The sequence below is a fragment of the Nonomuraea sp. NPDC050451 genome (genome assembly GCF_044458585.1).
In genome coordinates this window covers 891,910-916,028 of record NZ_JBITHZ010000002.1, presented here as the reverse complement: position 1 = coordinate 916,028, position 24,119 = coordinate 891,910, and the positions used below count along the sequence as shown (strand labels likewise).

Sequence of the window (24,119 nt, the reverse complement as noted above, 5' to 3'; positions counted from 1 at the left end):
TGGACGCGGGCCGTTCTTCTCGCTGGTCGATCGCGTGGACCTGCCGCGGGCGCTGGAGGAGGCCGCGGCCCGGGCACGGCAGACGGGGCTCACGGTGGTGTCGGAGATCGATCAGGCGGTGACCGGGCTGGACTCGGTGTGCGGGCTGACCGTGCTGCGGCTGGCCCAGGTGGGGCTGGCGAACGCGGCCAGGCACGCGGGGGAGAGAGCCGAGGTGCGGATGCGGGTACGGGTGGAGGCGGAGACGGCCCTGCTGGAGATCGTGGATGACGGCGGCTCCCCGCGCCGGCCCCCGGTCGAGGCGGGACGCGGGCACGGGCTGATCGGCATGGTCGAGCGGGTGGAGCTGCTCGGAGGCCGGCTCGAGGCCGGGCCGGCGCCGTCGGGGTCCGGCTGGCGACTGTACGCCGAGCTGCCCACGATCGGCGAGCCCGGGGCCGACGGGATCGGGGAGCCTGGGGCCGACGAGGTCGGGGAGCCCGCGATCGGCGAGACCGGGCCGATGATGTGCCGGTGCCGGCGTGATCCGGGTGCTGCTCGCCGACGATCAGAAGCTCGTCCGCGTCGGCCTGCGCATGCTCTGCGAGTCCGACCCCGAGATCGAGGTGGTCGGCGAGGCCGGGGACGGGCGCGAGGCGGTCAGGCTGGCCGATGAGTCGGTGCCCGACGTGATCCTGATGGACCTGCGCATGCCCGGGGTGGACGGCATCACCGCGACCGAGCGCATCATGGCGGCCCGCCCGTCCAGCCGCGTCGTGGTGCTGACTACGTTCGACGACGACGATCATCTCTACCCGGCGCTGTCCGCGGGCGCGTTCGGGTTCCTGGTGAAGGACTCGCCGCCCGGCGAACTGCTCGCCGCGCTGCACAGGGACCGTGGCCGGCGAGCCGCCGTTCAGCCACTCGGTGCTGGGACGGCTGGTCGAGCAGGCCGTACGCGCGCGGGCCCCAGACCCGGGCGACCCCGGAGGTCCCCGAGCTGAGCCCGCGCGAGCGGGATGTGGTGGCCATGGTGGGCGCCGGGCTGTCGAACCGGGAGATCGCCGAGCGCCTTCACCTGGGAGTTTCGAAGGTCAAGACGTACGTGGCGAGCCTGATGCGCAAGACGGGCGCCCCGAACCGGATCCGGCTGGCCGTGCTCGCCGCCTCAGCCGCTCAGTAGCTCGTCCAGGACGTCCGGTTTGTTGGTGATGATGCCGTCCACCTGGTAGTCCAGCATCCGCCGCATGGTGTCCGGGTTGTCCACGGTCCAGGCAAGCACCTGCATGCCGAGGGCGTGCACGCGCCGTACGTACGAGGCCGACAACGAGGTGTACGGCGGGTTGATCTGGTCGGCGAACTTGGCCAGCCCCGGCAGGTCGGCGCTGGACGGCGTCCCGAGCAGCCCGATCGGCACGCCGGGCAGCAGGCGGTGGAAGGCCCGCATCGACGCCCAGCTGAACGACTGCACCACCAGCCGCCCCTGCGCGAGCCAGCCGGAATGGCGGCGCAGCTCGGCGGCCACGCGGGCCTCGATGCCCGGATAGAGCTCCGGAGCCTTGATCTCCAGCAGCAGGTCCAGCCCCGAGCCGCTCATCTCGCTCAGCGCCTCGCCGAGCGTGGGCACCCGCTCGTCCTCGTACTCGTCCGAGAACCACGAGCCGGCGTCGAGCCGGCGGATCTGGTCGAGCGTGAGATCGCCGACCCTCCACGGCGCCAGATCGGGGAAGACCCGCTCGACGTCGGTGGTGCGGGCCAGGGTCGTGTCGTGCATCAGGACGAGTTCGTGGTCCCTGGTCTCCTGGACGTCGAGCTCGAACACGTCGGCGTGCTGCTTGTCGGCCAGTTCGAAGGCGGCGACGGTGTTCTCGGGCGCGTACGCGGAGGCGCCCCGGTGGGCGACGTTGACGACGGCTGTGGCCGCCTCGGCAGGGGTCGTCAGGAGGGTGGACGAGATCGCGATCATGACGGCGAGTCGCCTGAACATGGGTCTCCTCGGGTGGGGAGAGGCAGTCGACTCGACGATGACCAGATCTCATGACTGGTAGTTGATGGCAGAGTAGCCGCCCGGTGCCCGACCGATGAGCATTCGACACGCGACCCCCGTGCCGGGGGAGCGAATCATGGAGTTCTAGCCTGAATATCGTGAAGCATGGTGGGATGCTGGCCGTGATCCTGGCGGCCTGGTTCATGGCCCAGTTCGACTTCTTCGTGGTCAACGTGGCCGCTCCCTCCATCGAACGCGACCTGCACGCGGGCCCGGCCGCCCTGGAGCTGATCGTGGGCGGCTACGCCTTCACCTACGCGGCCGGCATGATCACCGGAGGCCGGCTCGGAGACCGCTACGGATACCGGCGGCTGTTCATCTGGGGCGTGGTCGCGTTCACGATCGCGTCCGTGCTGTGCGGGACCGCCGTGAACCCGGTCCAGCTCGTGGCCGCCCGCCTGCTCCAGGGCCTGGCGGGCGCGGCGATGGTGCCGCAGGTGCTGGCCATGATCTCCGCGGTCTACTCGCCGTCGGAGCGGGCGCACGCTCTCGGCTGGTACGGCGTCGCCGGCGGCCTGGGCTCGATCGCGGGCCAGGTGCTCGGCGGCCTGCTGCTGACCGTCGACGCGCTGGGGCTCGGCTGGCGGGTCATCTTCCTGATCAACCTGCCCGTCGGCCTGATCGTGGTGCCGCTGGCCGTCTGGCTGCTGCCCGAGGTCGAGACGGCCCGGCGGGCCAGGCTCGACGTGCCGGGCGCGGCGGGCCTGGCCGCCGGGCTGGCTCTGGTGCTGGTGCCGCTCGGCCTGGGCAACAGCCTGGGCTGGCCCGCCTGGACGTGGGTCAGCATGGGGGCCGCGGTGCCCGTGTTCGTGCTGACCTGGCGCTGGCAGCAGGTGCTCGGGGCGCGCGGCGGGCAGCCGGTGCTGGACCTGGCGCTGCTCAAGGTCCACTCCTACCTGGCGGGCGTGGGCTCGATCGTCGCGTTCATGGCGTATTTCGCCTCGTTCATGTTCACGCTGACGCTGCTGCTGCAGGGCGGGCTGGGGCTGACGGCCTTCCAGGCGGGGCTGGCGTTCGCGCCGATGGGGGTGCTGTTCTCGGTCACGTCGATCCTGGGGACGGGACTGGTCAGAAGGTACGGGCTGATCGTCGTCATGATCGGCGGCGTGATCATCGCGCTCGGACTGACCCTGATGGTGGTCGGGGCGGGGCTGGGCCTGCCGTACATCATGGCCGCGCTCATGCTCGTCGGCTCGGGCAACGGGCTGGTCCTGCCGCAGCTCATCGGGGCGGCGCTGGTGGAGGTCGCCCCCTACCAGGCCGGCATCGGGTCGGGCATCCTCAGCACGGCGCAGCAGTTCGCGGGCGCGGGCGGTGTGGCTCTGATCGGCGCGGTCTTCTTCGCGGCGGCGGAGGGCGGACACCACGTCGCTGCCATGCGCTGGTCGGCGGGCATCGACCTGGGGCTCGTCCTCGTCGTGATCGCGTCGGTGGCCTACAACCGGCACCGCGCCGTCATGACGACACGGGCAGCGCGGTCCCGTACAAACGCGAGACGCGGATCCTGATCACCAGCCGCCGGTCCTCGACCATCTGCCGCAGGAAGGCGTACGGGTCGTTCATGTTCTGCTGCATGGCGAGGAGCTCCATGCCCACCTCATCGCCCGGCTCGGTGCTCACGGGTGACAGCTCCGCCTCGCCCTCGGCGACGGCGTAGGACCAGAAGTCGTCGCTGGCCGCGTAGAGGGCGCAGCGGGGGTCCTTGTGGAGCTGGCGGACCTTGAGCCGGTCGTCGATGGTCGAGATCCGCACCACGCGCTGGTCCGGGTCCCAGGTGTACAGGACGGTGGACAGGTGGGGGTGGCCGCTGCTCTTGTTCGTCGCCAGCGCGCCGAAGCGCTGCCCGGCCAGCAGCTGCGAGAGTTCCTCGTCGCCGAGGGACTGGGGGGCCGGGCCCGCCCCTGGCCCGTACGTTTGCGACATGCATCCTCTCCCTCGTGCAAGTCCTGAAATGTCAGCCTATCGCCGCGCCGCCCTGGCCCTGGAGGCCCGGTGCGTACGGGCTCGGCGACCCGCCCACCGGTAGGTTACGAGTCATGAATTTTGCTATTACCAGCGGATACGTTGTGCCGATCGACGGCGACCCCATCGACGGCGGCACCGTACTCGTCCAGGATGGGAAGATCGCCGCCGTCGGCCGGGACGTGGCCGTGCCCGAGGGGACCCCCGTCGTGGACGCCGCCGGCGGCTGGGTGCTGCCCGGCTTCGTCGAGGCCCACGGGCACCTCGGCGTGTACGAGGAGGCCGAGGGGTGGGCCGGCCAGGACACCAACGAGATGACCGACCCGAACGGCGCCCGCCTGCGCGCCCTCGACGCCATCAACCCCGCCGACCTGGCCTTCGGCGACGCGCTGTCCGGCGGCGTGACGACCGCGGTGATCAAGCCGGGCTCCGGCAACCCGATCGGCGGCCAGACGGTCGCGATCAAGTGCTGGGGCAGGTCGGTGGACGAGATGCTGGTCAGGGAGCCGGCCAGCGTCAAGAGCGCGCTCGGCGAGAACCCCAAGCGTGTGTACGGCGACCAGAAGAAGCTGCCGTCCACCCGGCAGGGCGTGGCCGCCGTGATCCGGGACGCGTTCATGAAGGCGCAGGATTACAAGGCCAAGCGGGCGGCGGCCGCCGAGGAGGGCAAGCCGTTCGACCGGGACGGCACGCTGGAGGTCCTGGTCCGCGTGCTGGACGGCGAGCTGCCCTGGTGCCAGCACACGCACCGGGCCGACGACATCTCCACCGCGCTCAGGCTGGCCGACGAGTTCGGCTACCGGCTGATCATCAACCACGGCACCGAGGGCCACCTGCTGGCCGACACCCTGGCCGCCAGGGACATCCCCGTCATCATCGGCCCGCTCTTCACCAGCCGGTCGAAGGTCGAGCTGCGCCGGCGCTCGCTGAGCAACCCGGGCATCCTGGCGCGGGCGGGGGTGCGGCTGGCCATCACCACCGACCATCCCGTCGTGCCGATCCACTTCCTCGTCCACCAGGCCACGCTGGCGGTCAAGGAGGGCCTGGACCCGGCCGAGGCGCTGCGCTCGATCACGCTGAACCCGGCCCGGATCATGGGCATCGACGACCGGGTGGGCGCGCTCCGCCCCGGGCTCGACGCCGACCTCGTGATCTGGTCGGGGGACCCGCTGGACGTCATGAGCCGGGCGCTGCGGGTGTTCGTCTCAGGTCAGGAGGTGTACACCTACGCCGACGGCGAAGGCGTGGTGGCGGATCCGTACTACCGCGAATCAAGCGACCGTTAAGCGTCTGTAGATGCGGGCCGCGCATAGTGGTCGGACCAGCGAAAGAGAGGCACCCCCATGCCAGTCCAGCGTCCCAGCAAGGCACTCTTGATCGGCCTGGTCGTGTCCAGTGCCCTGGCATTGATCGTGCTGACCTTCATGCTGCTGTCGGGCGGGCCCTTGGGGTTCGGGCTGTCCGCGCTGCTGGGCGTGGCGCCGCTGCCGGTGCTGCTGGCCGCCGTGCTCTCGCTCGACAGGCTCGAGCCCGAGCCGAAGCTGAACCTGGCGTTCGCCTTCGCGTGGGGCGCGGGGGTGGCGATCGTGCTGGGCCTCGTGCTGTCGTACGCGGGGGAGGCGCTGTTCACCAGGGCCGGGTTCGGCGAGGCGGTCGTCGACGACGTGGGCACCGTCCTGCTGGCCCCCGTGATCGAGGAGGCGCTCAAGGGCTCGGCGCTGCTGCTGCTCCTGCGCAGGCGGCAGGAGATCGACGGGCTGACCGACGGCATCGTGTACGCCTCCATGGCCGGCCTGGGCTTCGCGGCCGTGGAGAACGTCGGCTACTACCTGCTCGCGTACAACGAGGACGGGGCCGGCGGGGCGCTGCAACTGTTCGTGATCAGGGGCCTCATCGACCCGCTCGGCCACCCCGTCTACACCTCCATGATCGGCCTCGGCGTCGCCTACGCCCTGACCAGGCGCACCGCCGCCAGGTTCGCCGCGATCCCGCTCGGCTACCTGGGCGCGGTCTTCCTGCACGGCCTCTGGAACGGCTCCGCCACCACGGGCTCCCTGGCCTGGGTGGCCGCCGCGTACCTCGTGATCATGGCGGCGCTCATCCTGCTGATCGCCGTGACCGTCGTCGAACGCCGCCAGCTCGTCGCCAGGATGGGCGCCTACCTGCCCGGTTACCAGCAGACCGGGCTGATCACGGAGGCCGACGTCAGGATGCTCAGCACACTGTCCGGCCGCAAGGCGGCCCGCAAGTGGGCCAGGGGCGCCGGGCTCGGCCGGGCCATGAGCGACTACCAGCAGGCGGCGACCGAGCTGACCATGCTGCACCTGCGGGCCGAGCGCCAGGGCATGGACCCGGTCCGCTTCGCCGTGGAACGCGACGCGCACCTGGGCCTGATGGCCCACGCCCGCCGCTGGTGACCCGCGCGCTCCCTGTCAAAATGGGGTGAACCATCGAAGGGAGAGCAGATGAGCTGGGTGGAGATCGGGTCCGAGGCGGAACTACGCGAATTGCTCGGAGAGGTCATGCCGAGGGCGGCGACCAAGGAGCGCGTCCGGCTGCACGAGCGTGACCGGGAGTGGCTGGCGGCCTCCCCGTTCTGCCTGATCGCCACGTCGGACGACGCGGGCACCTGCGACGTCTCGCCCAAGGGCGACCCGGCCGGGTTCGTCCACGTCATCGACGACACCACGATCGCCATCCCGGACCGCCCGGGCAACCGCAGAGCCGACGGATTCCTCAACGTCCTCACGAACCCGCACGTCGGGCTCCTCTTCCTGATCCCCGGCCGCAACGAGACCCTGCGCATCAACGGCCGGGCCAGGCTCATCCGCGACGCCCCGTTCTTCGACGAGATGATCGTGAAGGGCCACCGCCCGCACCTGGCGCTCGTGGTGGAGATCGAGCAGATCTTCTTCCACTGCGCCAAGGCGTTCCTGCGCTCCTCGCTGTGGAAGCCGGACAGCTGGGAGCCCGAGGTGCTGCCCTCGCACGCGAGGCTCGTCAAGGACGTGCAGAAAGTGGAGGAGAGCCTCGAACAGCTCGAGAGCTACTACGGCGAGACCTACGCCGAGCGCCTCTACCGCTGACCTCTGAGCCCGCCGCTCGGCCCCGGGCCGGGCGGCGTGGTTCTCAGACGTTCTCGAGCGTTCTCAGGCGGCGGGGGTCGGACCGCCCGGGAAACGGATGACGTTGCGGCCGGTGTAGGCCCGCAGGTCGATCACCTTGGGGTCGGCGGGCTGCTTGCGGCGGTCGGCCGAACGAATCTCGCGGACCTTGTGCCTGGCGATATGTGGCGGCACCACCACAAGCCTCTTCATCGTAAGCCCCCCGTGATGACTTTGTTATCTAGTTATCTACAGAAGGACCGATAAATCCGGCGTAAAGAGAGCACGTCAGTAGGGGAGCGTGCGGCCCGACGGGGTCCGCAGGTCCAGCTCCACGGCCGGCTTCGGGATCCGCTTGGTCGTCGACTTCGGGACTCTGACGCGTTTCATGGCCTCCCCCTTCGGAAGCGCGTCCCCGCCTGTCCGCGCCGCTCGGCAGCGGCATGACGGGCACCCGCCATGCGCGCCAACCTAACGGGCCACCACCGGGTCTCTCAATGCATTTCTACGAATGTCATGCCCCGGGTGTGAGCCGGGCCGTGACACCGATCCGGTTCCACGCGTTGATCATGGCCAGCGCCACGATGAGCAGTCCCAGCTGCTTCTCGCTGTAGTGCCGCGCGGCCTCCTCCCAGACCTCGTCCGGGACCCCCGCGCGGTCGGCCAGCCTGGTCGCCTCCTCCGCCAGCGCGAGCGCGGCCCGCTCGGCCGGCGTGTAGACGGTCGCGTCCCGCCAGGCGGCCACCGACCAGAGGCGTTCGTCGCTCTCGCCGGCCTTCTTCAGGTCGCGGCTGTGCATGTCCACGCAGTAGCCGCAGCCGTTGATCTGGCTGGCGCGCAGCTTGATCAACTCGAGGGTGGTGGTCGGCAGCTCGCTCTCGTGCAGCAGCTTCTCCACCGCCAGGAAGTGGTGGTACGCCTGCGGAACCTGCTGGGCGACGTTGATCCGCTGGGTCATGTGTTCCTCCTCAGTTCGTTTGTAGGAGGACGGGGTGGGCCGTCCAGTTGTGACATCTTCCGCGAAGAAAGTGACATCTAACCCGCCATGGAGGCGCTGAGAGCGGGGGGTCCCCAGCGCATCGGGGATTACTGGCTGGCGGGGCGGCCGGGCTCGGGCGGGCAGGGGGTTGTGTACGACGCCGACGGCTCGCGGGTCGCGGTCAAGGTGCTGCACGCGAACGGCGACCGGGCGATCCGCGACCGGTTCGCCAGGGAGGCGACGGCCGCCGGGCGGGTTTCGTCGTTCTGCACGGCCCGCGTGCTGGCCACCGACCTGGAGGGGAGCAAGCCGTATCTGGTCTCGGAGTACGTGCCGGGGCCGAGCCTGGGCGCGGCCGTGCGGGAGGGGCGCCGGTTCGGCGGCGACGACCTGCACCGGCCGGCCACGGCGGTGGCGACGGCGCTGACGGCCATCCACGACGCCGGGTCGTGCACCGCGACCTCAAACCGGACAACGTGCTGCTCGCACCCGACGGCCCACGCATGACCGACTTCGGTATCGCGCGCACGATCGACATGTCGCTCACCAAGACCGGCGAGGTGTCGGGCACGCCGGCGTACATGGCGCCCGAGGTGTTCACGGGGCAGCGGGCGGGCGCCCCGGCCGACGTGTTCGCGTGGGGCGCGATCATGGTGTTCGCCGCGACCGGGCACGACCCGTTCGCCGCCGAGAACCTGGGCGGCGTCATGCACCGGGTGCTCTCGCACCGGCCCGGCCTGAGCGCGTTGCCCCCGCGGCTGGCCGCGCTGGTCGAAGCCGCCCTCGACAAGGACCCGGCGGCCCGGCCCGCGACCCGCGACCTGCTGCTCGCGCTGGTCAGCGGGTCCGGCTCTGACATCAGGGGGCCGCTGGCGGCGGGCAGCCGGACTGCCCGGGGCGTGCACGGCCCTGGCCCCGCCGATCCCGCGCTCGGCACGATCGCGGAGGACGCCTACGAGTCGCTGGGCCCCGAGGAGCGGGAGGTCGCGGCCGAGGTGTTCCTGCGGCTGGTGGCCGTGGACGAGGACGGGCACGAGGCGGGGCGGACGGCCGGATACGAGGAGCTCTGGCCTCCGTCACGGAGAAGGGCGTGCTCCAGCTCTGGGACGTCGAGGCCAGGCAGCGGCTGGGCGGGTCCTACCGGCTGTGGGAAGCCCCGGTGTCGCCGGCGTTCAGCGCGGACGGGGAGACGTTGTACGCCGGGACGGACGAGGCCCTGCATGCGATTCCCGTGCGGAGCGAGCGGATCGCGCAGGAGGTGTGCGCGCGGGCCGGGCGCTCGCTGTCGGCCGGCGAGTGGGCCCGGTACCTGGGCGGCGGCCGTACCAGAACATCTGCCCCTGGCGATCGGAGGGCGGGTACGAGGCCCGCCCTCCTGCGACCTCAGCCCTGGCAGTTGCCCCAGGTCTTGCGGCCGCCCCAGGCCTCGACGCGGTTGTCCGGGTCGCGGGTCCATCCGGCGTACTTCACGCACTTCCACTTGCCGTCGATGTGGCCGGTCTCGGCGTAGAAGCGGTACTTCTGCACGTCTTCCGCCCTGCCGCCGCCCTTGACCTCCAGGTAGGCGCCGGTGACCGTGCGGGTGCCCGTGTACACGCTCTTGATGGCGGCTACGCAGTTCTTGCCGCTCCGGTTGTTGTACATCAGGTACACATGTCCGAACGCCGCGCCTTCGCGGGTCTTCATCGCCCGGTGGCCGTCCTTGACGCGGTGGAAGCCGGGGCCGCAGATGCGCTCGGGGGTGTAGCGGGCCGTGGCCGCGTACGCGGCGGAGGGGGTGGCGGCGATCCCGGCCGCGACCAAGGCCATCGCGATAACCGTTCGGGTGAGCACGAGCGTCCCTTCGGCAGGGGGTAATAAGGACAACGTCGATCTTTACTGTGCCTTGACCGAAATATCAAGGGGTTGTGGTAAATGCCGCTTATCGCGGTGTGTGCGGCCTGGGCCGTGTTCTGGGGCTCCTGGTCGGCCCTCCTGCCTGCCGTCAAGCTGGAGCTGGGCATCTCGGCGGGGGACCTGGGGCTGGCGCTGACCGCCGTACCCGTGGGGGCCCTGCCCGCGATGGCGCTGGCCGGGCGGCTGGCGCGGGGGCGCGAGCGGACCGCCCTGCTGGTGACGACGGCGCTGTTCGGGCTCAGCGTGGCCGGGATCGGGCTGGTGGCCACGCCCTGGCAGCTCGCGCTGGCGCTGCTGCTCGTGGGAGCGACCAGCGGAGCGCTCGACATCGCGCTGAACCTGGCCACGGGGCGCGCCGAGCGCGAGACCGGCCGCCGCCTCTTCCAGTCCGTCCACGCGGCCTTTCCGGTCGCGGTCATCGCGGCGTCCCCCGCCACCGGCCTGGCCAGATCCCTGGGCTTGAGTGTCGGCACCGTCCTGGCGATCATCGCCGTGATCGTGATCGCCGCATCCTTGACGGTCGTGGTGCTGCCCGTGGGCGAGGAAGCGGCCGCCTCGTCCGGCGGTCCGGACAAGCGCGGGCTGTGGGGCGCGGCGATCGTGCTGGGCACGCTGGCGGCCTGCGTACTGGTCATCGAGAACTCGGTCGAGCAGTGGTCGGTGCTGCTGCTGGAGGAGCACCGAGGGGCCACGCCCCTGGTGTCGAGCGCCGCGCCTTCCGTCTACATGGCGGCGCTGACGGCCGGTCGCCTCGTCGTCCAGGCGTTGCCTCGGGTGCCGCTGCGGGCGTTGTACCTGGTGGCGGGGGTGGGCGGCGGCGCGGGCATCGCCCTGGCGGGCCTGGGCGGTACCGTGCTCGCCTCCATGGCGGGCTTCGCGGTGACCGGGCTGGCGTTGGGCCCGCTGGTGCCCGCCCTCCTCAGCCGGGCCGCCGCCGACGACCCGAGCGGCACGCTGGTGTGGGGGGTGTCGACGATCTCGTACACGGGGTTCGTGATCAGCCCTCTGCTCGTTGCCGCGCTGAGCGGATGGCTCGGCCTGCCCTCCGCCCTGGCCCTCCTCGGCCTCCTGGGCCTGCCGCTGCTGGCCCGCTTCGCCCGCCCCTGACCGATTTCTGGGGACGTTTGGGGAAATTGGCGGTCCTTTGAGGAAGAGAGGCCATGGAACCGGGTATCCCCCGGGCGGATGGACTATAGGGGGGATCACCATGGCTGTCTGCGAGACCTGCGGAAACGATTACGACATGGCGTTCGAGGTGCATGCGCAGGGAGCGGTGCACACTTTCGACTGCTTCCAGTGTGCGATCGAGGCGATGGCGCCCATCTGCGAGCACTGTGGCACGAAGGTCATCGGGCATGGGGTGCAGTCGGGCGAGCACTGGTACTGCTGCGCGCATTGTGCACGCGAGGAAGGCAGCCAGGGCCTCGTCGACCGCATCATGGCCACCACCAGCTCCTGACCCACCCCGCCACCCGGCTCACCCGGGGCGGGTTGCCCGCCTCCGGGTAGGGCGGGCGTCCCCGGCTGGGAGGCTCGCCTCGGGTTGAGCGAGTTGCCCGGCTCCGCATAGGGCGGGCGTCCCCGGCTGTGACGGCTCGCCCTCGGGGTGGTGCCTCGCGATGAGCGGTTGCTCGCCTGAGGAGGGCACCCTGGGCCGGGGCTCCCCTCGGGCACAGCGGCCCTCCGCGCTCGCCACCGCGACGGCGCATGCGGCGGACGCTGAGGGCGCCCTCGGCTGGGGTGGCTCGCCCTCGGGCGGCGCGTCAAGGGTGGGGCGGTTCTCCCTTGGGCGTGGGCAGCTCACCCTCGGGCGCGGCGGCCACCGTGCGCGCGACCGCGCGACGGCGCATGCGGCGGCGACGGTGAGGGCCCCCTCGGCATGGGTGGGGCGACGTTCCGATGGCATCCGCCCCGCCACACGCACGGGCAGGTGGGGAGCGGGGTTAAGGGAGCAGGGGGCGGATGCGGGTGATGGCCTCCTCGAGGGGACCCGGGGGGACCGGGGCGGTGAGGTCGACGGTGATGTGGCCGTTCTTGGCCTCCCAGACCCCCGCGACCCGCCCCTCGTGGACGATCACGGGGGAGATCCACCCCGCCTGCCGGCTCACCTTGGCCTTGAGGGACGGCGGGATCAGCGGGGCGAGGCCGCGTGGCGCGCCCAGGATGTACTGGTCGAAGCCCGGCAACAGGTGCACCTCGGCCGACGGGCGGGTGGCGGCGAGGTCGTCGAGGTGCTCGGTCAGGGCCAGCAGCGTCTGGCCGTCGTCGGTCTCCACCTCGGTCAGCTCGGGCGCCAGGTCGCGGAACCACCCCTTCAGCACCGTCTTCTTCGCCACCCCGCCGAACAGCCACGTGTCGAACATCTCCGGTGTCGCCGGCCCGTGCGCGCCCAGGAACGCGCGGGCCACCCGTACACCCGCCTCCTCGTACGGCGGCAGTGCGGCGGGCCATCCGGGGAGCCAGGTGCGCGGGGAGGTGAAGGTGACCCTGCCGTCGCGGGGCGGACCGTAGCAGAGCTCGCCCAGGCGGCTCAGCGGCTTGAGCAGGGCACCCCAGCCGGAAGTGAGCGCCTCCCGCAGATGGGCGTCCCCGGTCACGGCCACCACGGCATCGACGAGCTCTTCCCTGGTCAGGCCCGAGGAGTGCGCGCCCTGCGCCTCGTCGCGCAGGGCGCGGGGGACGGCGTCGATGATCGCTGCGATCTCATCGGCGGTGACACCATGGCCGCGCTGCCACGACCCCTTCTCCCAGAAGCGCAACGTGCCCAGGGCCGCGCAGTAGTCGGCCAGCTCGTCGGAGGGGACGAGGTGGAGGGTGCCGCGCATGATCCACGTCTTGACCAGCGTGCGGTCGCTCCACAGGGCCTGGTCGATCCCGCCCGGGTCGGGCTTGCCGCTCCGGACCGCCACCGCAAGCTGGGCCGAGGAGGCGACCTGCGTCTGGACGCCGCACAGCCGCCGGGCGACCGCCACGGGATCGGGCGCGTCCGGCTCACTCACGAACTGTCTGCGCAGGCGCCACGCCAGGATCTGTGGCCAGGTGAGCTTGGTAGTCACGCGTCAACTTCTACACCCGGCCACCGACACTTCCGAGGGGACCCCGGGGTCAGCCAGTGAAGCCGATGTCCTCGTAGCGGAGGTCGTAGAAGCCGCGCGCCCCCACGTTGGCCAGCGTCTGGCGGGCGGCGACGTTCTGCGGGCGCTGGTAGAGCGGCAGCACGTTGACCTCCTGCCAGATCAGCGCATCCGCCTCGTTGGCCGCCGCGCGGGCCCGCACCGGGTCGAGGCTCTGGGCGGCGCGGTTCATGGCCTGGTCGATGGCGGGTGAGCCGGTACGGCCGAAGTTGGCGTTCCAGGTCTTCCCGTCGGCGGAATTGGCATAAATCCCGAAACTGCTGGAAACCGGGAAGGGCGTCCCGATGTACGCGAAGGGCGTGATGTCGAAGTTGCCGGGGATGACGTACTTGGTGAAGAAGTCGTCGCTGGGCACGGCCTGAATGGTCAGCTTCACGCCGATCTGGGCGAGCATGGTCTGCGCCAGCTCCCCCTCCGCCTTGCTGATCTGAACCCCCGACGGCACCACGAACCGCAGCTCGAGCGCCTTGCCGTTCTTCTGCCTGAACGAGCCGCTCAGCTTCCACCCGGCCGCGTCCAGGAGCTGTCGCGCCTGGCCGGGGTTGTACGCCCCGAGCTTGCCGGCGTTGTCCTGGTAGCCCTCCTGGGTGTTCATGAAGAAGTGGTTGTTCAGCAGGGCGATCGGCCAGTCCAGGCCCTGGAGGTCCGACTGCGCGATGGCCTGGCGGCTGATGCCCAGCTGGACGGCCTGCCGGACGTTGCGGTCCTTGAGCAACTCGCTGGACCCGTTAAAGGTGAAATGCCGGAAATCGGGGCCAGCCGCCTGCCGCACCTGCGTCCCCGGCGTGCCCTTCGCCCGCGCGTAGTCGGGCGCGGACGGCCCCACGTCGATGAGGTCGAGCTCCCCGTTGCTGAACGCCGAGATCAGCGAGTCCTGCTCCGACGACCGATAGATGATCTTGTCGAGCTTCGCCCGGTTCCCCCACCACGAGTCGTCCCGCACGACCGTGATCGTCTTGGCCGTCTGGTCGAACCCCCCGAACTTGAACGGCCCGGCCGTCACCGGGATCTTGTTCAGCCAGGCGTTGTCGAAGGACTCGGGCGTCCGGTTCGTGGCGGCGGGCAGCAGCGGCCCGAACAGCGCCTGCCAGTCCCCGAACGGCTTGTCGAACGTCACCACCACCTCGAAGTCGTCCTTCCCCCGCGCCACCTTCTCGATGTCCTGGTAGCCGGTGGACGAGGCGATGTGGAAGGCGGGGTTGCGCCCGTTCAGCGCGTGCCACTGGGCCTCGTAGTCGGCCCAGGTGATCGGCTTCCCGTCAGACCACTTCGCCTTCGGGTTCAGCTTGTACGTGACCACCTGCTTGGGCCGCTGGTCGGTCACCTCGGCGTCGAGCACGTAGTCGCGGTCGACCGAGATCTCCGCCTTCTCGTCGGAGTGGAACGGCGCGGGCAGCAGCGCGTTGCTGACCACGGCGGCCATGGCGAGGTTGCCGTCGACGTGGTTCCTGTTCCACTGGGCGGGGAACTCGTTGATGCCCCACCGCAGCGTCCCGCCGTCCTTGACCTTGTCGCGCGGCTGCGGGTTGATGTCGTAGGCCTTGATCGTACGCTCGTCACCGCCGCTCTCCCGGCCCGGCCCGCTCCCCGTGCCCTTGCCGCAGCCCGCCAGGCACAACGAGCCCGTGACAACGGCGGCCACGACAAGACGTGATGCTTTCATCGAGCGAATTCCTCCTGGTATGAGCGAGGTCTATACGACTTCGCGCCTCTCGGCGTAATGGCAGGCCGCCCCCTGGTCCTCGCCCAGCGGACGCACCTCGGGCTCGACGTTCACGCAGAGCCTGCGTTGCTCGTCGGTGAGCTCGCCGCGGAACTTCGGGCACCTGGTGCGGAATCGGCAGCCCGTCGGAGGGTTGGCCGGGCTGGGCAGGTCACCTTCGAGCAGGATCCGCTCCCGGGCGCGCTCGCGTACCGGGTCGGGCAGCGGGATCGCCGACAGCAGGGCCTGCGTGTACGGGTGCGCCGGGGCGTCGAACACGGCGTCCACCTGGCCGATCTCGGCGATCCTGCCGAGATACATCACCGCCACCCGGTCGGCGATGTGCCGCACGACGGCCAGGTCGTGCGCCACGAACAGGTAGGACAACCCCAGCCTGGCCTTCAGCGAGCCGAGCAGGTTGATCACCCCGGCCTGGATCGACACGTCCAGGGCGGAGACCGGCTCGTCCAGCACCAGCAGCCGGGGCTCCAGGGCCAGCGCCCTGGCGATGCCGATGCGCTGCCGCTGGCCGCCCGAGAAGTCCTGCGGGTAGCGGGCCGCGTGGGAGGTGTCCAGCCCGACCAGGGCGAGCAGCTCGGCGACGCGCCGGCCGGGGCGCCGCCGCCCGTGCGTACGCAGCGGCTCGGCCAGGATGTCGTGCACCGTCATGCGCGGGTCGAGCGAGGCCAGCGGATCCTGGAAGACGACCTGCATGTCGCGCCGGATCGCCTTGCGCTCGGGTCCGCTCAGCCGCGCGGTGTCGCGTCCGAGCACGACGATGCGCCCGCTCTGGGGCGCGGCCAGCTCCAGGATCTGCGTCAGCGTGGTCGTCTTGCCGCTGCCCGACTCGCCGACCAGCCCCAGCGTCTCGCCCTGCCGGATGTCGAAGCCGACCCCGGCCACGGCGTGCACCGTGCCCACCCTGCGCTTGAAGATCGCGCCCTTGAGCAGCGGATATTCCTTGACCAGGCCGTGCACCTCGAGCACCGTGCGCTCGCCGCGCTCGCGCCGCACCGGCTCCACGGGGACGAGGACGGGCTCGCGGGGGCGTACCTCCTGCCAGCGGATGCAGGCCGCCCGGTGCCCGGCCCCCACGTCGAACAGCGGCGGCTCGCCCTCGTCGCAGGCGTCGATCTTCATCGGGCAGCGCGGCGCGAACGGGCACCCCGGCGGCAGCGCCTCGGGGGAGGGCGGGCTGCCCTCGATGGGCGCCAGCGGCTGCCGCGCGCCCCGGTCCACGCGCGGGATGGAGCCGAGCAGGCCCACCGTGTACGGCATCCGCATCCCGTAGTAGATGTCGTCCACGTCGCCGATCTCGACGGGACGCCCGGCGTACATGACCAGCACCCGGTCGGCGAACCCGGCCACGACGCCCAGATCATGCGTGATCATGATGATCGCGGCGCCGGTCTTCCGCTGCGCCTTCTTCAGCACCTCCAGCACCTGTGCCTGGATGGTGACGTCGAGCGCCGTGGTCGGCTCGTCGCAGATGATCACGTCGGGGTCGTTGGCGATGGCCATCGCGATCACCACGCGCTGCCGCATGCCGCCGGAGAACTCGTGCGGGAAGGCCAGCGCCCGCTCGGCCGGCCGCGGGATGCCCACGAGCTCCAGCAACTCGATGGCCTTGACCAGGGCCGTCTCCTTGCTCACCCGCTGGTGCACGCGCACCGCCTCGGCGATCTGGTCGCCGACGCGGTAGACGGGGGTGAGCGCGGAGAGCGGGTCCTGGAACACCATCGAGATGGCCTTGCCGCGGAAGGACGTCAGCTCCCGCTCGGGCGCCCCGATCAGCTCCTTGCCGTGCAGCCGCACCGACCCGGTGACGCGCGCCCCCGGGGGCAGCAGCCCCATGACGGCCGCCGAGGTGACCGACTTGCCCGACCCCGACTCGCCGACGATGCCCAGGACCTCGCCGGGCTCCACGTGGTAGCTCACCCCGCGTACGGCCGGCACGCCGCCGAACGACACGTTGAGGTCGGTGACCTCCAGCACCGGGCTCATCGCCGCTTCCTCCGCGAAACCGAGGGGTCGAACGCGTCACGTAGCGCGTCGCCGATGAGATTGACCGCGAGCACGGTGACCACCAGCAGCCCCGCCACGAACCAGAACGTCCACGGCGCGTAGACCGCGGTCCTGGACCCGTCGGCGATGAGCGTCCCGAACGACACGTCGGGCGGCTGGATGCCGAACCCGAAGTACGACAGCGAGGTCTCGGTGAGGATCGCGCTGCTGACGTTGAGCGTGGCGTCCACGATCAGCAGCGACGACAGGTTGGGGATCACGTGGCGGAAGATGATCCGTACGGGGGACACGCCCATGTAGCGGGCCGCCTGGATGAACTCCCGCTCCTTCAGCGAGATCGTCATCCCCCTGACGATCTTCGAGGTGACCATCCACAGGAACAACGCCAGCATGACCACGAACAGCGGCCACTGCCCGGCCTCGAACAGCGGCGACATGATCGCCAGGATCAGGAAGCCGGGCAGCACGAGCAGCAGGTCGGTCACCCAGCTCAGCGTCCGGTCCGTCCATCCCAGGAAATAGCCCCCGAACGCGCCCACCACGGCCGACAGCGCCGTGGAGATCAGCGCCGCGAGCAGCCCCACGACCAGTGACTTCTGCATGCCGCGCAGCGTGACCGCGTAGACGTCGGCCCCGGTTTGGAGCGTTCCGAACCAGTGGGTGGCCGACGGCGGCTGCATGAACGCGGTGAAGTCCTTGTCCGTGTACGTCCACCTGGAGAAGAGCGGCCCGGCGAACGCCAGCAGGAACATCGCGGTCAGCACCGCGAACCCGAGCCGTCCCTGCGGGGAGCGGAAGAACCGCCCGGCCACCACCCGCAGCCTGGACGGCGCCGTGGCCGCCGTGCCGCCGGTCAGTTCTTCGGCGAGCTCCTCGTCGGAAAGCGTCATCACGCCCGCACCCTCGGGTCGAGCGCCGCGTGCAGCAGGTCGGAGGCCAGCGCGGCGCACAGCACGGCGACGGCCGCGAGCAAAGAGATGGCCGCGACGGTGTTGACGTCGTTGCTGAAGATGGAGTTGATCAGTTGCTCGCCCAGCCCGTGCCAGCCGAAGATCTTCTCGGTGAACGTCGCCCCCGTCAGCAGCGCCCCGAACGTGAAGGCGAAATAGGTCACGACCGGGATGAGCGCGGTCCGCAGCGCGTGCTTGACGAGGGCCTGGCGCCTGCTCAGCCCCTTGGCCAGGGCGGTGCGGACGAAGTCGGCGCCCTGCACGTCGAGCATCATGTTGCGCTGGTAGCGGCTGAAGACCGCGATGAGCCCCACCGACAGCGAGATCGTCGGCAGGATCAGGTGCTGCAGGCGGTCGACCACGTGCCCCCAGACCCCGGCCTCCAGCCCGTCGGTGTACTCGCCGCTGACCAGGAACACCGAGCGGCCGAACACGTTCTCGTTGGCCCAGGCTGCGGCCAGGATCAGCATGTTGGCCAGCACGACCACCGGCACGGCCAGCACCACGAAGGACAGGGCGGTCGATATCCGGTCGAACCAGCCGTACTGCCGGACCGCTGCGAAGGCGCCCACCAGCACCCCGAGCAGGCTCCCGAACATCATCCCCAGCACGACCAGCCGGAACGTCACGCCCATGCGCCGCTTGAGATCCTCATTGACCGGAGCGCCCCCGACGGACTTGCCGAAGTCGCCGCGCAGCACCCCGCCAGCCCACGTGGCGTAGCGCTCCAGCAGCGGCGTCTTGTCGTTGAGATTGAGCGCCGTGAGCTGCGCGTCCACGACGGCAGGCGGCGGTTTTGGCGTGCGGTCCGCGTAGTTGGAGCGAGGATTCAGAGCCGTGGCAGCCAGAAGGTAGGCGAGACTGGCGGCCACTACGACCAGCACGGCGTAGTTGAGCAGCCTGCGGGCCAGAAACCCCGCCATCGCGCTCCCCCTCCGACGCGCACCGCACGTAGTTATATTGCTACACCATGTGACGGGTCTCGCGCAGGGAACCGCCGAAGATGGTCAATCCAAGAGGTCAGCGTCCGGAGAGCTCGTCCACGGCGGTGCGGACGTCCTCGCTCGTGATCGTGGTCAGGTCGGCCGAGCTGGCGGACCCGCCGCGCGAGGCGTGGGCGGCCAGCCGCACGTCACGGCGCATGGCGGCGCGCTCGAACAGCGACCTGGCGAAGCGGCCGTTGCCGAGCCCGTCGATCAGCCGCTCCTCGCACACCCAGGCGAACACGTCGTCGAGGTCGCGCAGCGCCTCCTCGTCGAAGGTGTCGCCGGCCTTCTCCGCCAGCAGCACCGCGATCTCCGACAGCTCCTGCGGAGAGTAGCTGGGGAAGGCCACGCGCTGGTTGAACCGGCTGGCCAGGCCGGGGTTGGTGGACAGGAACGCGTCCATCTCGCGCTCGTAGCCGGCCAGCACGATGACGAGCCGGTCGCGGTCGTCCTCGGCCCGCTTGAGCAGCGTCTGCACGGCCTCGGCGCCGAACGCGTCGCCGCCCTGGTAGCCGGGGTTGACCAGGCTGTAGGCCTCGTCGATGAAGAGCACGCCGCCCAGGGCCCGGTCGACCAGCTCGTTGGTCTTGATCGCGGTGGCGCCGAGGTGCTGGCCGACCAGGTCGGCGCGGTGCGCCTCGACCACGTCGGGCCTGGCCAGCAGGCCGAGCGCGGCGAAGATGCGGCCGATGACCCTGGCGACCGTGGTCTTGCCGGTGCCGGGCGGGCCGACGAACACGAAGTGCCGCATCTGCGGCGGTGTGGGCAGCCCGCGCTCCTGCCGCATGCGCGCCACCTGGAGCTGGGCCGCGATGGCGTGGACCTGCCGCTTGACCGGCGCGAGGCCCGCCATCCTGTCGAGGTCGGCCAGCGCCTCCTCCAGCGTGGGCGTGGCGACGTAGCCGCGGAAGCGCGCGGTCAGCTCATCGAACGCCTTGGTCACGTCGGGCGTGGTGGTGGTCACCAGGTCCTCGGTGGTCGGGGTGCCGCCCGCGCCCACCACGCGTACGTCACGGGCCTGCGCGGCGGCCTCGACCAGGCTGCGCGCGAACCTGGCGTTGCCCAGCTCGTCGACCAGGCCGCGCCGGTGGACATCCTCGAACAGGCCGAGCAGCACCCGCCTGGTCTCGGCGTCCATCGTGTCGCCCCGGCGCCGCTGGAGCAGCTCGGTGACCTCGACCAGCTCGGTGGGGGAGTAGCCGGGGAAGCGCACCCGGGTGGCGAACCGGCTGGCCAGCCCGGGATTGCTGGACAGGAACGCGCCCATCTCCTGCTCGTAGCCGGCCAGGATGATGATCAGCCGCTCGCGGTCGTCCTCGGCGCGCTTGAGCAGCGTCTGCACGGCCTCGGCGCCGAACCTGTCGGGCTGCCCGTCGGAGGAGTTGACCAGCCCGTACGCCTCGTCGATGAAGAGCACGCCGCCCAGGGCCCGGTCGACCAGCTCGTTGGTCTTGATCGCGGTCGCGCCCAGGAACTCGCCCACCAGGTCGGCCCGCTGCGCCTCGACCACGTAGGGGGTCTCCAGCAGGCCGAACGCGTAGAAGATCTTGGCGAGGGCGCGGGCGACGCTGGTCTTGCCGGTGCCGGGCGGGCCGAGGAAGACGAAGTGCCTGGTGGGCCGCTCGGTGGTGTAGCCGGCCTCGGCGCGCAGCCGGGACGCCTCGATGGAGGCGGCGATCGAGCGCACCTGCTCCTTGACGGGGGCCAGGCCGACCATGCTCTCCAGCTCGCTGAGCGCCTCCTCGACGGAGATCTGCGGGAGCCCGCCCTGCTTGTCCTGCGGGGACTCGGGCCTGCCCTCGCGCACCCTGACGCGCACCTGCTGCTCCTCGGCGGCGGCGCTCGCCGCCCTGACCTTGCGGGCCAGCACGAACCGGTAGACCAGCACCGCGGCGGCCACCGCGTAGGCCACCCAGACCGCCACGTTCGCGGAGACGAACGAGAGCGGCACGGCGAGCACGCCGGCGGGGGCGAGGGCCAGCAGCGTGGTCACCCACGGCGCCACCCAGCGGATGAGGTGGGCGCCCGCGGCGGCGGGCAGGGCCAGCGCGACCATGAGGTGCACCGAGCCGGAACCCGCGGGGAACAGCCCGGAGAAGATGGGCAGCGTCAGCACGACCCAGCCCGCGACCACCAGCACGGTGGCGGCGGCGCGGGGGAAGCGCATCGTCAGCGCGACGAACGCGAGCCCCAGCAGGACGAGGGGGAAGGTGTTGAGCAGATTCCACCCGAGTGCCGCCCCCAGGCCCATGACGGCGACCAGCACCACCACGTAGAGGACCCGGCGCACGGCCGGGGGAATCTGGTAATAACGCAGCCGAACCTTCTCGAACAGATCCCGCGCCGCGGCCCGCCCCGCGGCCTGGGCCCTGCCGGACTCCTGCATCACGCCTCCCCGGTCCGCCCCCGGTTATACCGCACCGGACCGACGATTGGGCGCTCCTGACACGCTAGGTGGAGGTCACGAAAGCGGCGATCTGCCGCCCGAGTTCGGCCCCCGCGTCCTCTTGCAGGAAGTGCCCGGCGCCCTTGATGACGGGATGCCGCAGGCCGGACGTGCCCGAGATCGACTTGAGCAGAATGGGCGCCATGCCCCCGGTGATCGGATCTCCGTCGGAGAACGCCACGAGGAAAGGCCGTTCGAGTGTCGTGAGAACCTGCCAGGCAGCGCGGTTGGCGGGCGCGGCGGGGTCGTCGGGCGTGATCGGGACGAGGCTCGGCATGATGCGTGGGCCCGCCTTGTACGACTCGTCGGGGAACGGCGCGTCGTAGGCCGCCCGGACCTCCTCGGACAGCTCCGTCCTGCAGCCGGCCTGGACAAGCCGGGCGATGTCCAGAACGGGGGCCTTGAGCACGGCGTTCCTGAACTGGTGCCACACCTCGGGCATGGGAATGTCACCCGAGGGCAAGCCCGTGTTGGCGGCCACGATCCTGGCGACGCTCTCGGGATGCTCGGCGGCGACCCGCAGCCCGATCAGGCCGCCCCAGTCCTGGCCGACGATGGTCACGCGGCTCAGCTCGAGCGCGTCGAACAGCAGGGCGCGGGTCCACTCGACGTGCCTGGCGTAGGTGTGCTCGGCCTGGTCGGCCGGCTTGTCCGAGCGGCCGAACCCGACGAGGTCCACCGCTATCGCACGCAGCCCGGCCGCGGCCAGCTCGGGCATGACGTGCCGGTAGAGGAACGACCAGCTCGGCTCGCCGTGCAGGAGCACGACGGGCTCGCCGTCGGCGGGGCCCGCCTCCACGTACGCCATCCGCAGGCCGTCGGGGACGTCGGCGTAGCGGGGCTCGTAGGGGAAGTCGGGCAGGTCGGCGAAGCGCTCTTCTGGCGTGCGCAGGATACGCATAGAACAAGATTCTAGCTACCGGCGCTGGTGTCGCCCAGGAAATTCGCCAACGAGCACTTGCTTGGGGGTGACGCGGAGGACGTCGGAGTCGGGCAGGGCGATCCCGCGTACCTCCACCCAGAACCGCCGCTGCAGCGGGTCCGCCGCGAAAACCGCCACCCGGGGATCGGCCTCGATGGCGTCCCACGCCTCCAGCTCCGTGATCACCCGGAGCTCGCCGGACGAGGTGACGGTCGCGACCGCGCCGGCGACCCGGGGGCCGAGGGCGTCGGCGTAGGAAAGGACGATGCTGCGGGCGTACGAGAAGGTCTGGCGCACCTCCGAGCCGAGCGCGACGGACGGCTCGGAGCCCATGGGCAGGTCGCACATGATCAGGGAGGCCCGCCACGGGCCCGGCCCGCCCCGCCACCAGGCACGCGCCGCCCGCGCCGCGAACACGGCCATCGCCGCCGCGAGCGCGCCCAGCCCGATCCGCCACGCCCACGTCGCCGCCGGCTCGGCCCGCCAGGCCCCCAGCAGCCCGCCCGCCGCGCAGGCGGCCGCCGCCAGGACGACGAGCGCGGTCGCCGCGGGCAGCCACCGGTCGCCGCCGTGGCGGGCGCGCAGGTAGCCGCGCACCATCGGGTACGGCACCGCCACGGCGGCGACGGCGACCCTGGGCTCCACCGCGAGCGCCCCGCCCACCAGCGGGACCAGCACGGACCAGGTCCTGCCGAGCAGGATCCAGAGCAGCACGCCGACGTTCCTGCGGGCGGTGCGGTCGATCTGCGCCGCGTGGGGATGCTCGCGGGCCTCCCGGGCGAGCGTGGTCTCGGCCAGCGCCAGGAGCGGCCTGCCGCGCCACATCTCCGCGAGCGCCCGTACGGCCGCCAGCGCGGGCCAGCCCAGCACCACGATCCCCGCCAGCCCCGCCCAGACCGGGTCGAACGCGGACGGCACGGACGGCATCGCCCCCAGCAGCAGCCAGGCGGCGAACGCGACCACCGACACGGCCGCCGACACCACCGCCGCGCCGAGCCAGGGATCCCTGCAGAGCATCGCGGGCACGTACGACCAAAGGCCCACCCGCCGCGCCTGCCGTACCGCGAGCGGCGCCAGGAGCACCAGCACGGCGAACCCGCCGAGCTGCGCCTGGGCGCCCCAGTCGAGGAGGAGCGCGGCCCCGGCGATCGCGAGCGTGGCGAGCGCGACCAGCAGGCGGGCCTGGCGGGACCAGACTTCGAGCGCCCGCCTGGCCCGGCCCGTCTCGCGCGGGTCGACCGGCCAGGCGGGGTCGTGGTGCGGGCGGTGCCGGTCCCAGCGCAGCAGGGACAGGGCGAGGTTCATGCGGGCCTGGGGGTTCGCGGGGTCGATGGCGAGCGCGACCCGGTACGACCGCTCGGCGCGGGTGTGGTCGCCGCCCAGCAGGGCCAGGTCGCCCAGCATGACCGCGGGATCGGGTCGCTCCGGCGCGAACTTCCCGGCCATCGCGGCGTGCTCCACCGCCTTCTGCCAGCGGCCGGGGGAGCGGCGCAGGATCGCGGCCAGGCGCAGGCGGGCCGGCCAGGAGCCGCGGGCCAGCTCCACGGCACGTTCGGCGGCGGGCACCGCGTCGGCGTCGCGGCCCAGCCGTTCGTGGGCGAGGCTGATGAGGCGGTACGCCCATTCCGCGCCCGGATCCAGGTCGGCCGCGCGGCGGGCGGCGTCGAGCGCGGACTCGGGGCGGCCGGCGTTCAGCCTGGCCAGGGCCTCGTCACACCATTCACGTGAGGATCGGTCGGAAATATCGCCTTTTCTGTCACTTTGGTCGCTCCCCACGGTCTCCATGATCGGCTCGAGGGCCAACGCTGGATAGATGCCGACATATGGCTGTATCTCTCTAGAGAGGTACTGGGGCATCTGTGGATCAGTCGATACTGCTATGACAAGTGCTGGACATGCCCTAAGCTGCGACGCAAGCCGGAGTGCGAGGAGTCGAGGCGGAGGAGCTCGGGAGGAGCGAGCGTCGAGCCGGGCTCCCGCCACCGAC

The 24,119-nt window shown here is 71.3% G+C and carries 23 protein-coding genes and 1 pseudogene; 10 read left to right on the top strand and 14 right to left on the bottom strand.

Annotated elements, in window-relative coordinates:
* Positions 1-111: 111 nt before the first annotated feature.
* Complete coding sequence (locus ACIBI9_RS10250; RefSeq protein ID WP_397221626.1) at positions 112-330, bottom strand: hypothetical protein; 219 nt, start codon at positions 328-330, stop codon at positions 112-114.
* A gap of 191 nt (positions 331-521) precedes the next feature.
* Between ACIBI9_RS10250 and ACIBI9_RS10245 the strand changes: the two genes are divergently transcribed.
* Together ACIBI9_RS10245 and ACIBI9_RS10240 are read left to right on the top strand one after the other, a co-directional pair.
* Positions 522-983: a response regulator transcription factor gene (locus ACIBI9_RS10245; protein ID WP_397221625.1), complete on the top strand. Its 462-nt coding sequence runs from the start codon at positions 522-524 to the stop codon at positions 981-983.
* Positions 984-1,009: 26 nt separating this feature from the next.
* Complete coding sequence (locus ACIBI9_RS10240) at positions 1,010-1,162, top strand: response regulator transcription factor (protein WP_397221624.1); 153 nt, start codon at positions 1,010-1,012, stop codon at positions 1,160-1,162.
* Here ACIBI9_RS10240 and ACIBI9_RS10235 read toward each other — a convergent pair.
* Positions 1,148-1,966 carry a glycerophosphodiester phosphodiesterase gene (locus ACIBI9_RS10235; RefSeq protein ID WP_397221623.1) on the bottom strand — a complete coding sequence of 273 codons (819 nt, stop codon included), beginning with the start codon at positions 1,964-1,966 and terminating at the stop codon, positions 1,148-1,150. The genes ACIBI9_RS10240 and ACIBI9_RS10235 overlap by 15 nt on opposite strands.
* 158 nt (positions 1,967-2,124) lie before the next feature.
* On the opposite strand from ACIBI9_RS10235, the gene ACIBI9_RS10230 reads away from it, so the two are divergent.
* On the top strand, positions 2,125-3,534 hold the full coding sequence (locus tag ACIBI9_RS10230; protein ID WP_397221622.1) for an MFS transporter: 1,410 nt from the start codon (positions 2,125-2,127) through the stop codon (positions 3,532-3,534).
* Here ACIBI9_RS10230 and ACIBI9_RS10225 read toward each other — a convergent pair.
* The gene (locus ACIBI9_RS10225; RefSeq protein WP_397221620.1) at positions 3,482-3,949 is read right to left on the bottom strand and encodes a TIGR03618 family F420-dependent PPOX class oxidoreductase; all 468 of its coding nucleotides are present in this window, start codon (positions 3,947-3,949) and stop codon (positions 3,482-3,484) included. The two genes, ACIBI9_RS10230 and ACIBI9_RS10225, sit on opposite strands and share 53 nt — an antisense overlap.
* A 113-nt stretch (positions 3,950-4,062) precedes the next feature.
* Here ACIBI9_RS10225 and ACIBI9_RS10220 point away from each other — a divergent pair, with 113 nt between their 5' ends.
* From ACIBI9_RS10220 to ACIBI9_RS10210, 3 genes are read left to right on the top strand one after another with little or no spacing between them, the layout of a single operon-like run.
* Positions 4,063-5,274 (top strand): amidohydrolase, encoded by a 1,212-nt coding sequence (locus ACIBI9_RS10220; protein WP_397221619.1) that lies wholly within the window; start codon positions 4,063-4,065, stop codon positions 5,272-5,274.
* 57 nt (positions 5,275-5,331) lie between these two features.
* Complete coding sequence (locus tag ACIBI9_RS10215) at positions 5,332-6,405, top strand: PrsW family intramembrane metalloprotease (protein WP_397221618.1); 1,074 nt, start codon at positions 5,332-5,334, stop codon at positions 6,403-6,405.
* Between the two features lie 48 nt (positions 6,406-6,453).
* Positions 6,454-7,074, top strand: a complete 621-nt coding sequence (locus ACIBI9_RS10210) for a pyridoxamine 5'-phosphate oxidase family protein (RefSeq protein ID WP_397221617.1) — start codon at positions 6,454-6,456, stop codon at positions 7,072-7,074.
* A 63-nt stretch (positions 7,075-7,137) separates the two neighbouring features.
* Here the strand turns inward: ACIBI9_RS10210 and ACIBI9_RS10205 are convergent, their stop codons facing one another.
* A complete protein-coding gene (locus ACIBI9_RS10205) occupies positions 7,138-7,305 on the bottom strand; it encodes a hypothetical protein (protein WP_185078039.1) in 168 nt (55 codons plus the stop codon).
* Positions 7,306-7,606: 301 nt separating this feature from the next.
* Entirely contained in the window at positions 7,607-8,050 is a 444-nt protein-coding gene (locus tag ACIBI9_RS10200; RefSeq protein WP_397221616.1) for a carboxymuconolactone decarboxylase family protein, read from the bottom strand.
* A gap of 87 nt (positions 8,051-8,137) precedes the next feature.
* On the opposite strand from ACIBI9_RS10200, the gene ACIBI9_RS10195 reads away from it, so the two are divergent.
* Positions 8,138-8,578 (top strand): hypothetical protein, encoded by a 441-nt coding sequence (locus ACIBI9_RS10195; RefSeq protein ID WP_397221615.1) that lies wholly within the window; start codon positions 8,138-8,140, stop codon positions 8,576-8,578.
* Positions 8,521-8,838: pseudogene (locus ACIBI9_RS10190) on the top strand (protein kinase); the annotation flags it as partial. The gene ACIBI9_RS10195 and the pseudogene ACIBI9_RS10190, both read left to right, overlap by 58 nt.
* 616 nt (positions 8,839-9,454) lie before the next feature.
* On the opposite strand, the gene ACIBI9_RS10185 reads toward ACIBI9_RS10190, so the two are convergent.
* Positions 9,455-9,880, bottom strand: a complete 426-nt coding sequence (locus ACIBI9_RS10185) for a hypothetical protein (RefSeq protein WP_397221614.1) — start codon at positions 9,878-9,880, stop codon at positions 9,455-9,457.
* Between the two features lie 105 nt (positions 9,881-9,985).
* On the opposite strand from ACIBI9_RS10185, the gene ACIBI9_RS10180 reads away from it, so the two are divergent.
* A complete protein-coding gene (locus ACIBI9_RS10180; RefSeq protein ID WP_397221613.1) occupies positions 9,986-11,074 on the top strand; it encodes an MFS transporter in 1,089 nt (362 codons plus the stop codon).
* Between the two features lie 100 nt (positions 11,075-11,174).
* Entirely contained in the window at positions 11,175-11,426 is a 252-nt protein-coding gene (locus ACIBI9_RS10175) for a hypothetical protein (RefSeq protein ID WP_397221612.1), read from the top strand.
* 484 nt (positions 11,427-11,910) lie between these two features.
* On the opposite strand, the gene ACIBI9_RS10170 is transcribed toward ACIBI9_RS10175, so the two are convergent.
* The 8 genes from ACIBI9_RS10170 to ACIBI9_RS10135 all read right to left on the bottom strand — a co-directional run bounded on the left by ACIBI9_RS10170 (position 11,911) and on the right by ACIBI9_RS10135 (position 23,908).
* Positions 11,911-13,023 (bottom strand): winged helix DNA-binding domain-containing protein, encoded by a 1,113-nt coding sequence (locus tag ACIBI9_RS10170; protein ID WP_397221611.1) that lies wholly within the window; start codon positions 13,021-13,023, stop codon positions 11,911-11,913.
* A gap of 49 nt (positions 13,024-13,072) precedes the next feature.
* Positions 13,073-14,764: an ABC transporter family substrate-binding protein gene (locus ACIBI9_RS10165; protein WP_397221610.1), complete on the bottom strand. Its 1,692-nt coding sequence runs from the start codon at positions 14,762-14,764 to the stop codon at positions 13,073-13,075.
* A 30-nt stretch (positions 14,765-14,794) separates the two neighbouring features.
* On the bottom strand, positions 14,795-16,807 hold the full coding sequence (locus ACIBI9_RS10160; RefSeq protein ID WP_397221609.1) for a dipeptide ABC transporter ATP-binding protein: 2,013 nt from the start codon (positions 16,805-16,807) through the stop codon (positions 14,795-14,797).
* Positions 16,804-17,718: an ABC transporter permease gene (locus ACIBI9_RS10155; RefSeq protein ID WP_397221608.1), complete on the bottom strand. Its 915-nt coding sequence runs from the start codon at positions 17,716-17,718 to the stop codon at positions 16,804-16,806. The genes ACIBI9_RS10160 and ACIBI9_RS10155 overlap by 4 nt, the downstream gene beginning before the upstream one ends.
* Entirely contained in the window at positions 17,718-18,701 is a 984-nt protein-coding gene (locus tag ACIBI9_RS10150; RefSeq protein ID WP_394498922.1) for an ABC transporter permease, read from the bottom strand. Before ACIBI9_RS10150 ends, ACIBI9_RS10155 begins: the two co-directional genes overlap by 1 nt.
* Positions 18,702-18,798: 97 nt before the next feature.
* Entirely contained in the window at positions 18,799-21,150 is a 2,352-nt protein-coding gene (locus ACIBI9_RS10145; protein WP_397221607.1) for an AAA family ATPase, read from the bottom strand.
* 64 nt (positions 21,151-21,214) lie between these two features.
* A complete protein-coding gene (locus ACIBI9_RS10140) occupies positions 21,215-22,111 on the bottom strand; it encodes a haloalkane dehalogenase (RefSeq protein ID WP_397221606.1) in 897 nt (298 codons plus the stop codon).
* Positions 22,112-22,126: 15 nt separating this feature from the next.
* Entirely contained in the window at positions 22,127-23,908 is a 1,782-nt protein-coding gene (locus ACIBI9_RS10135) for a tetratricopeptide repeat protein (protein ID WP_397221605.1), read from the bottom strand.
* Positions 23,909-24,119: the final 211 nt, after the last annotated feature.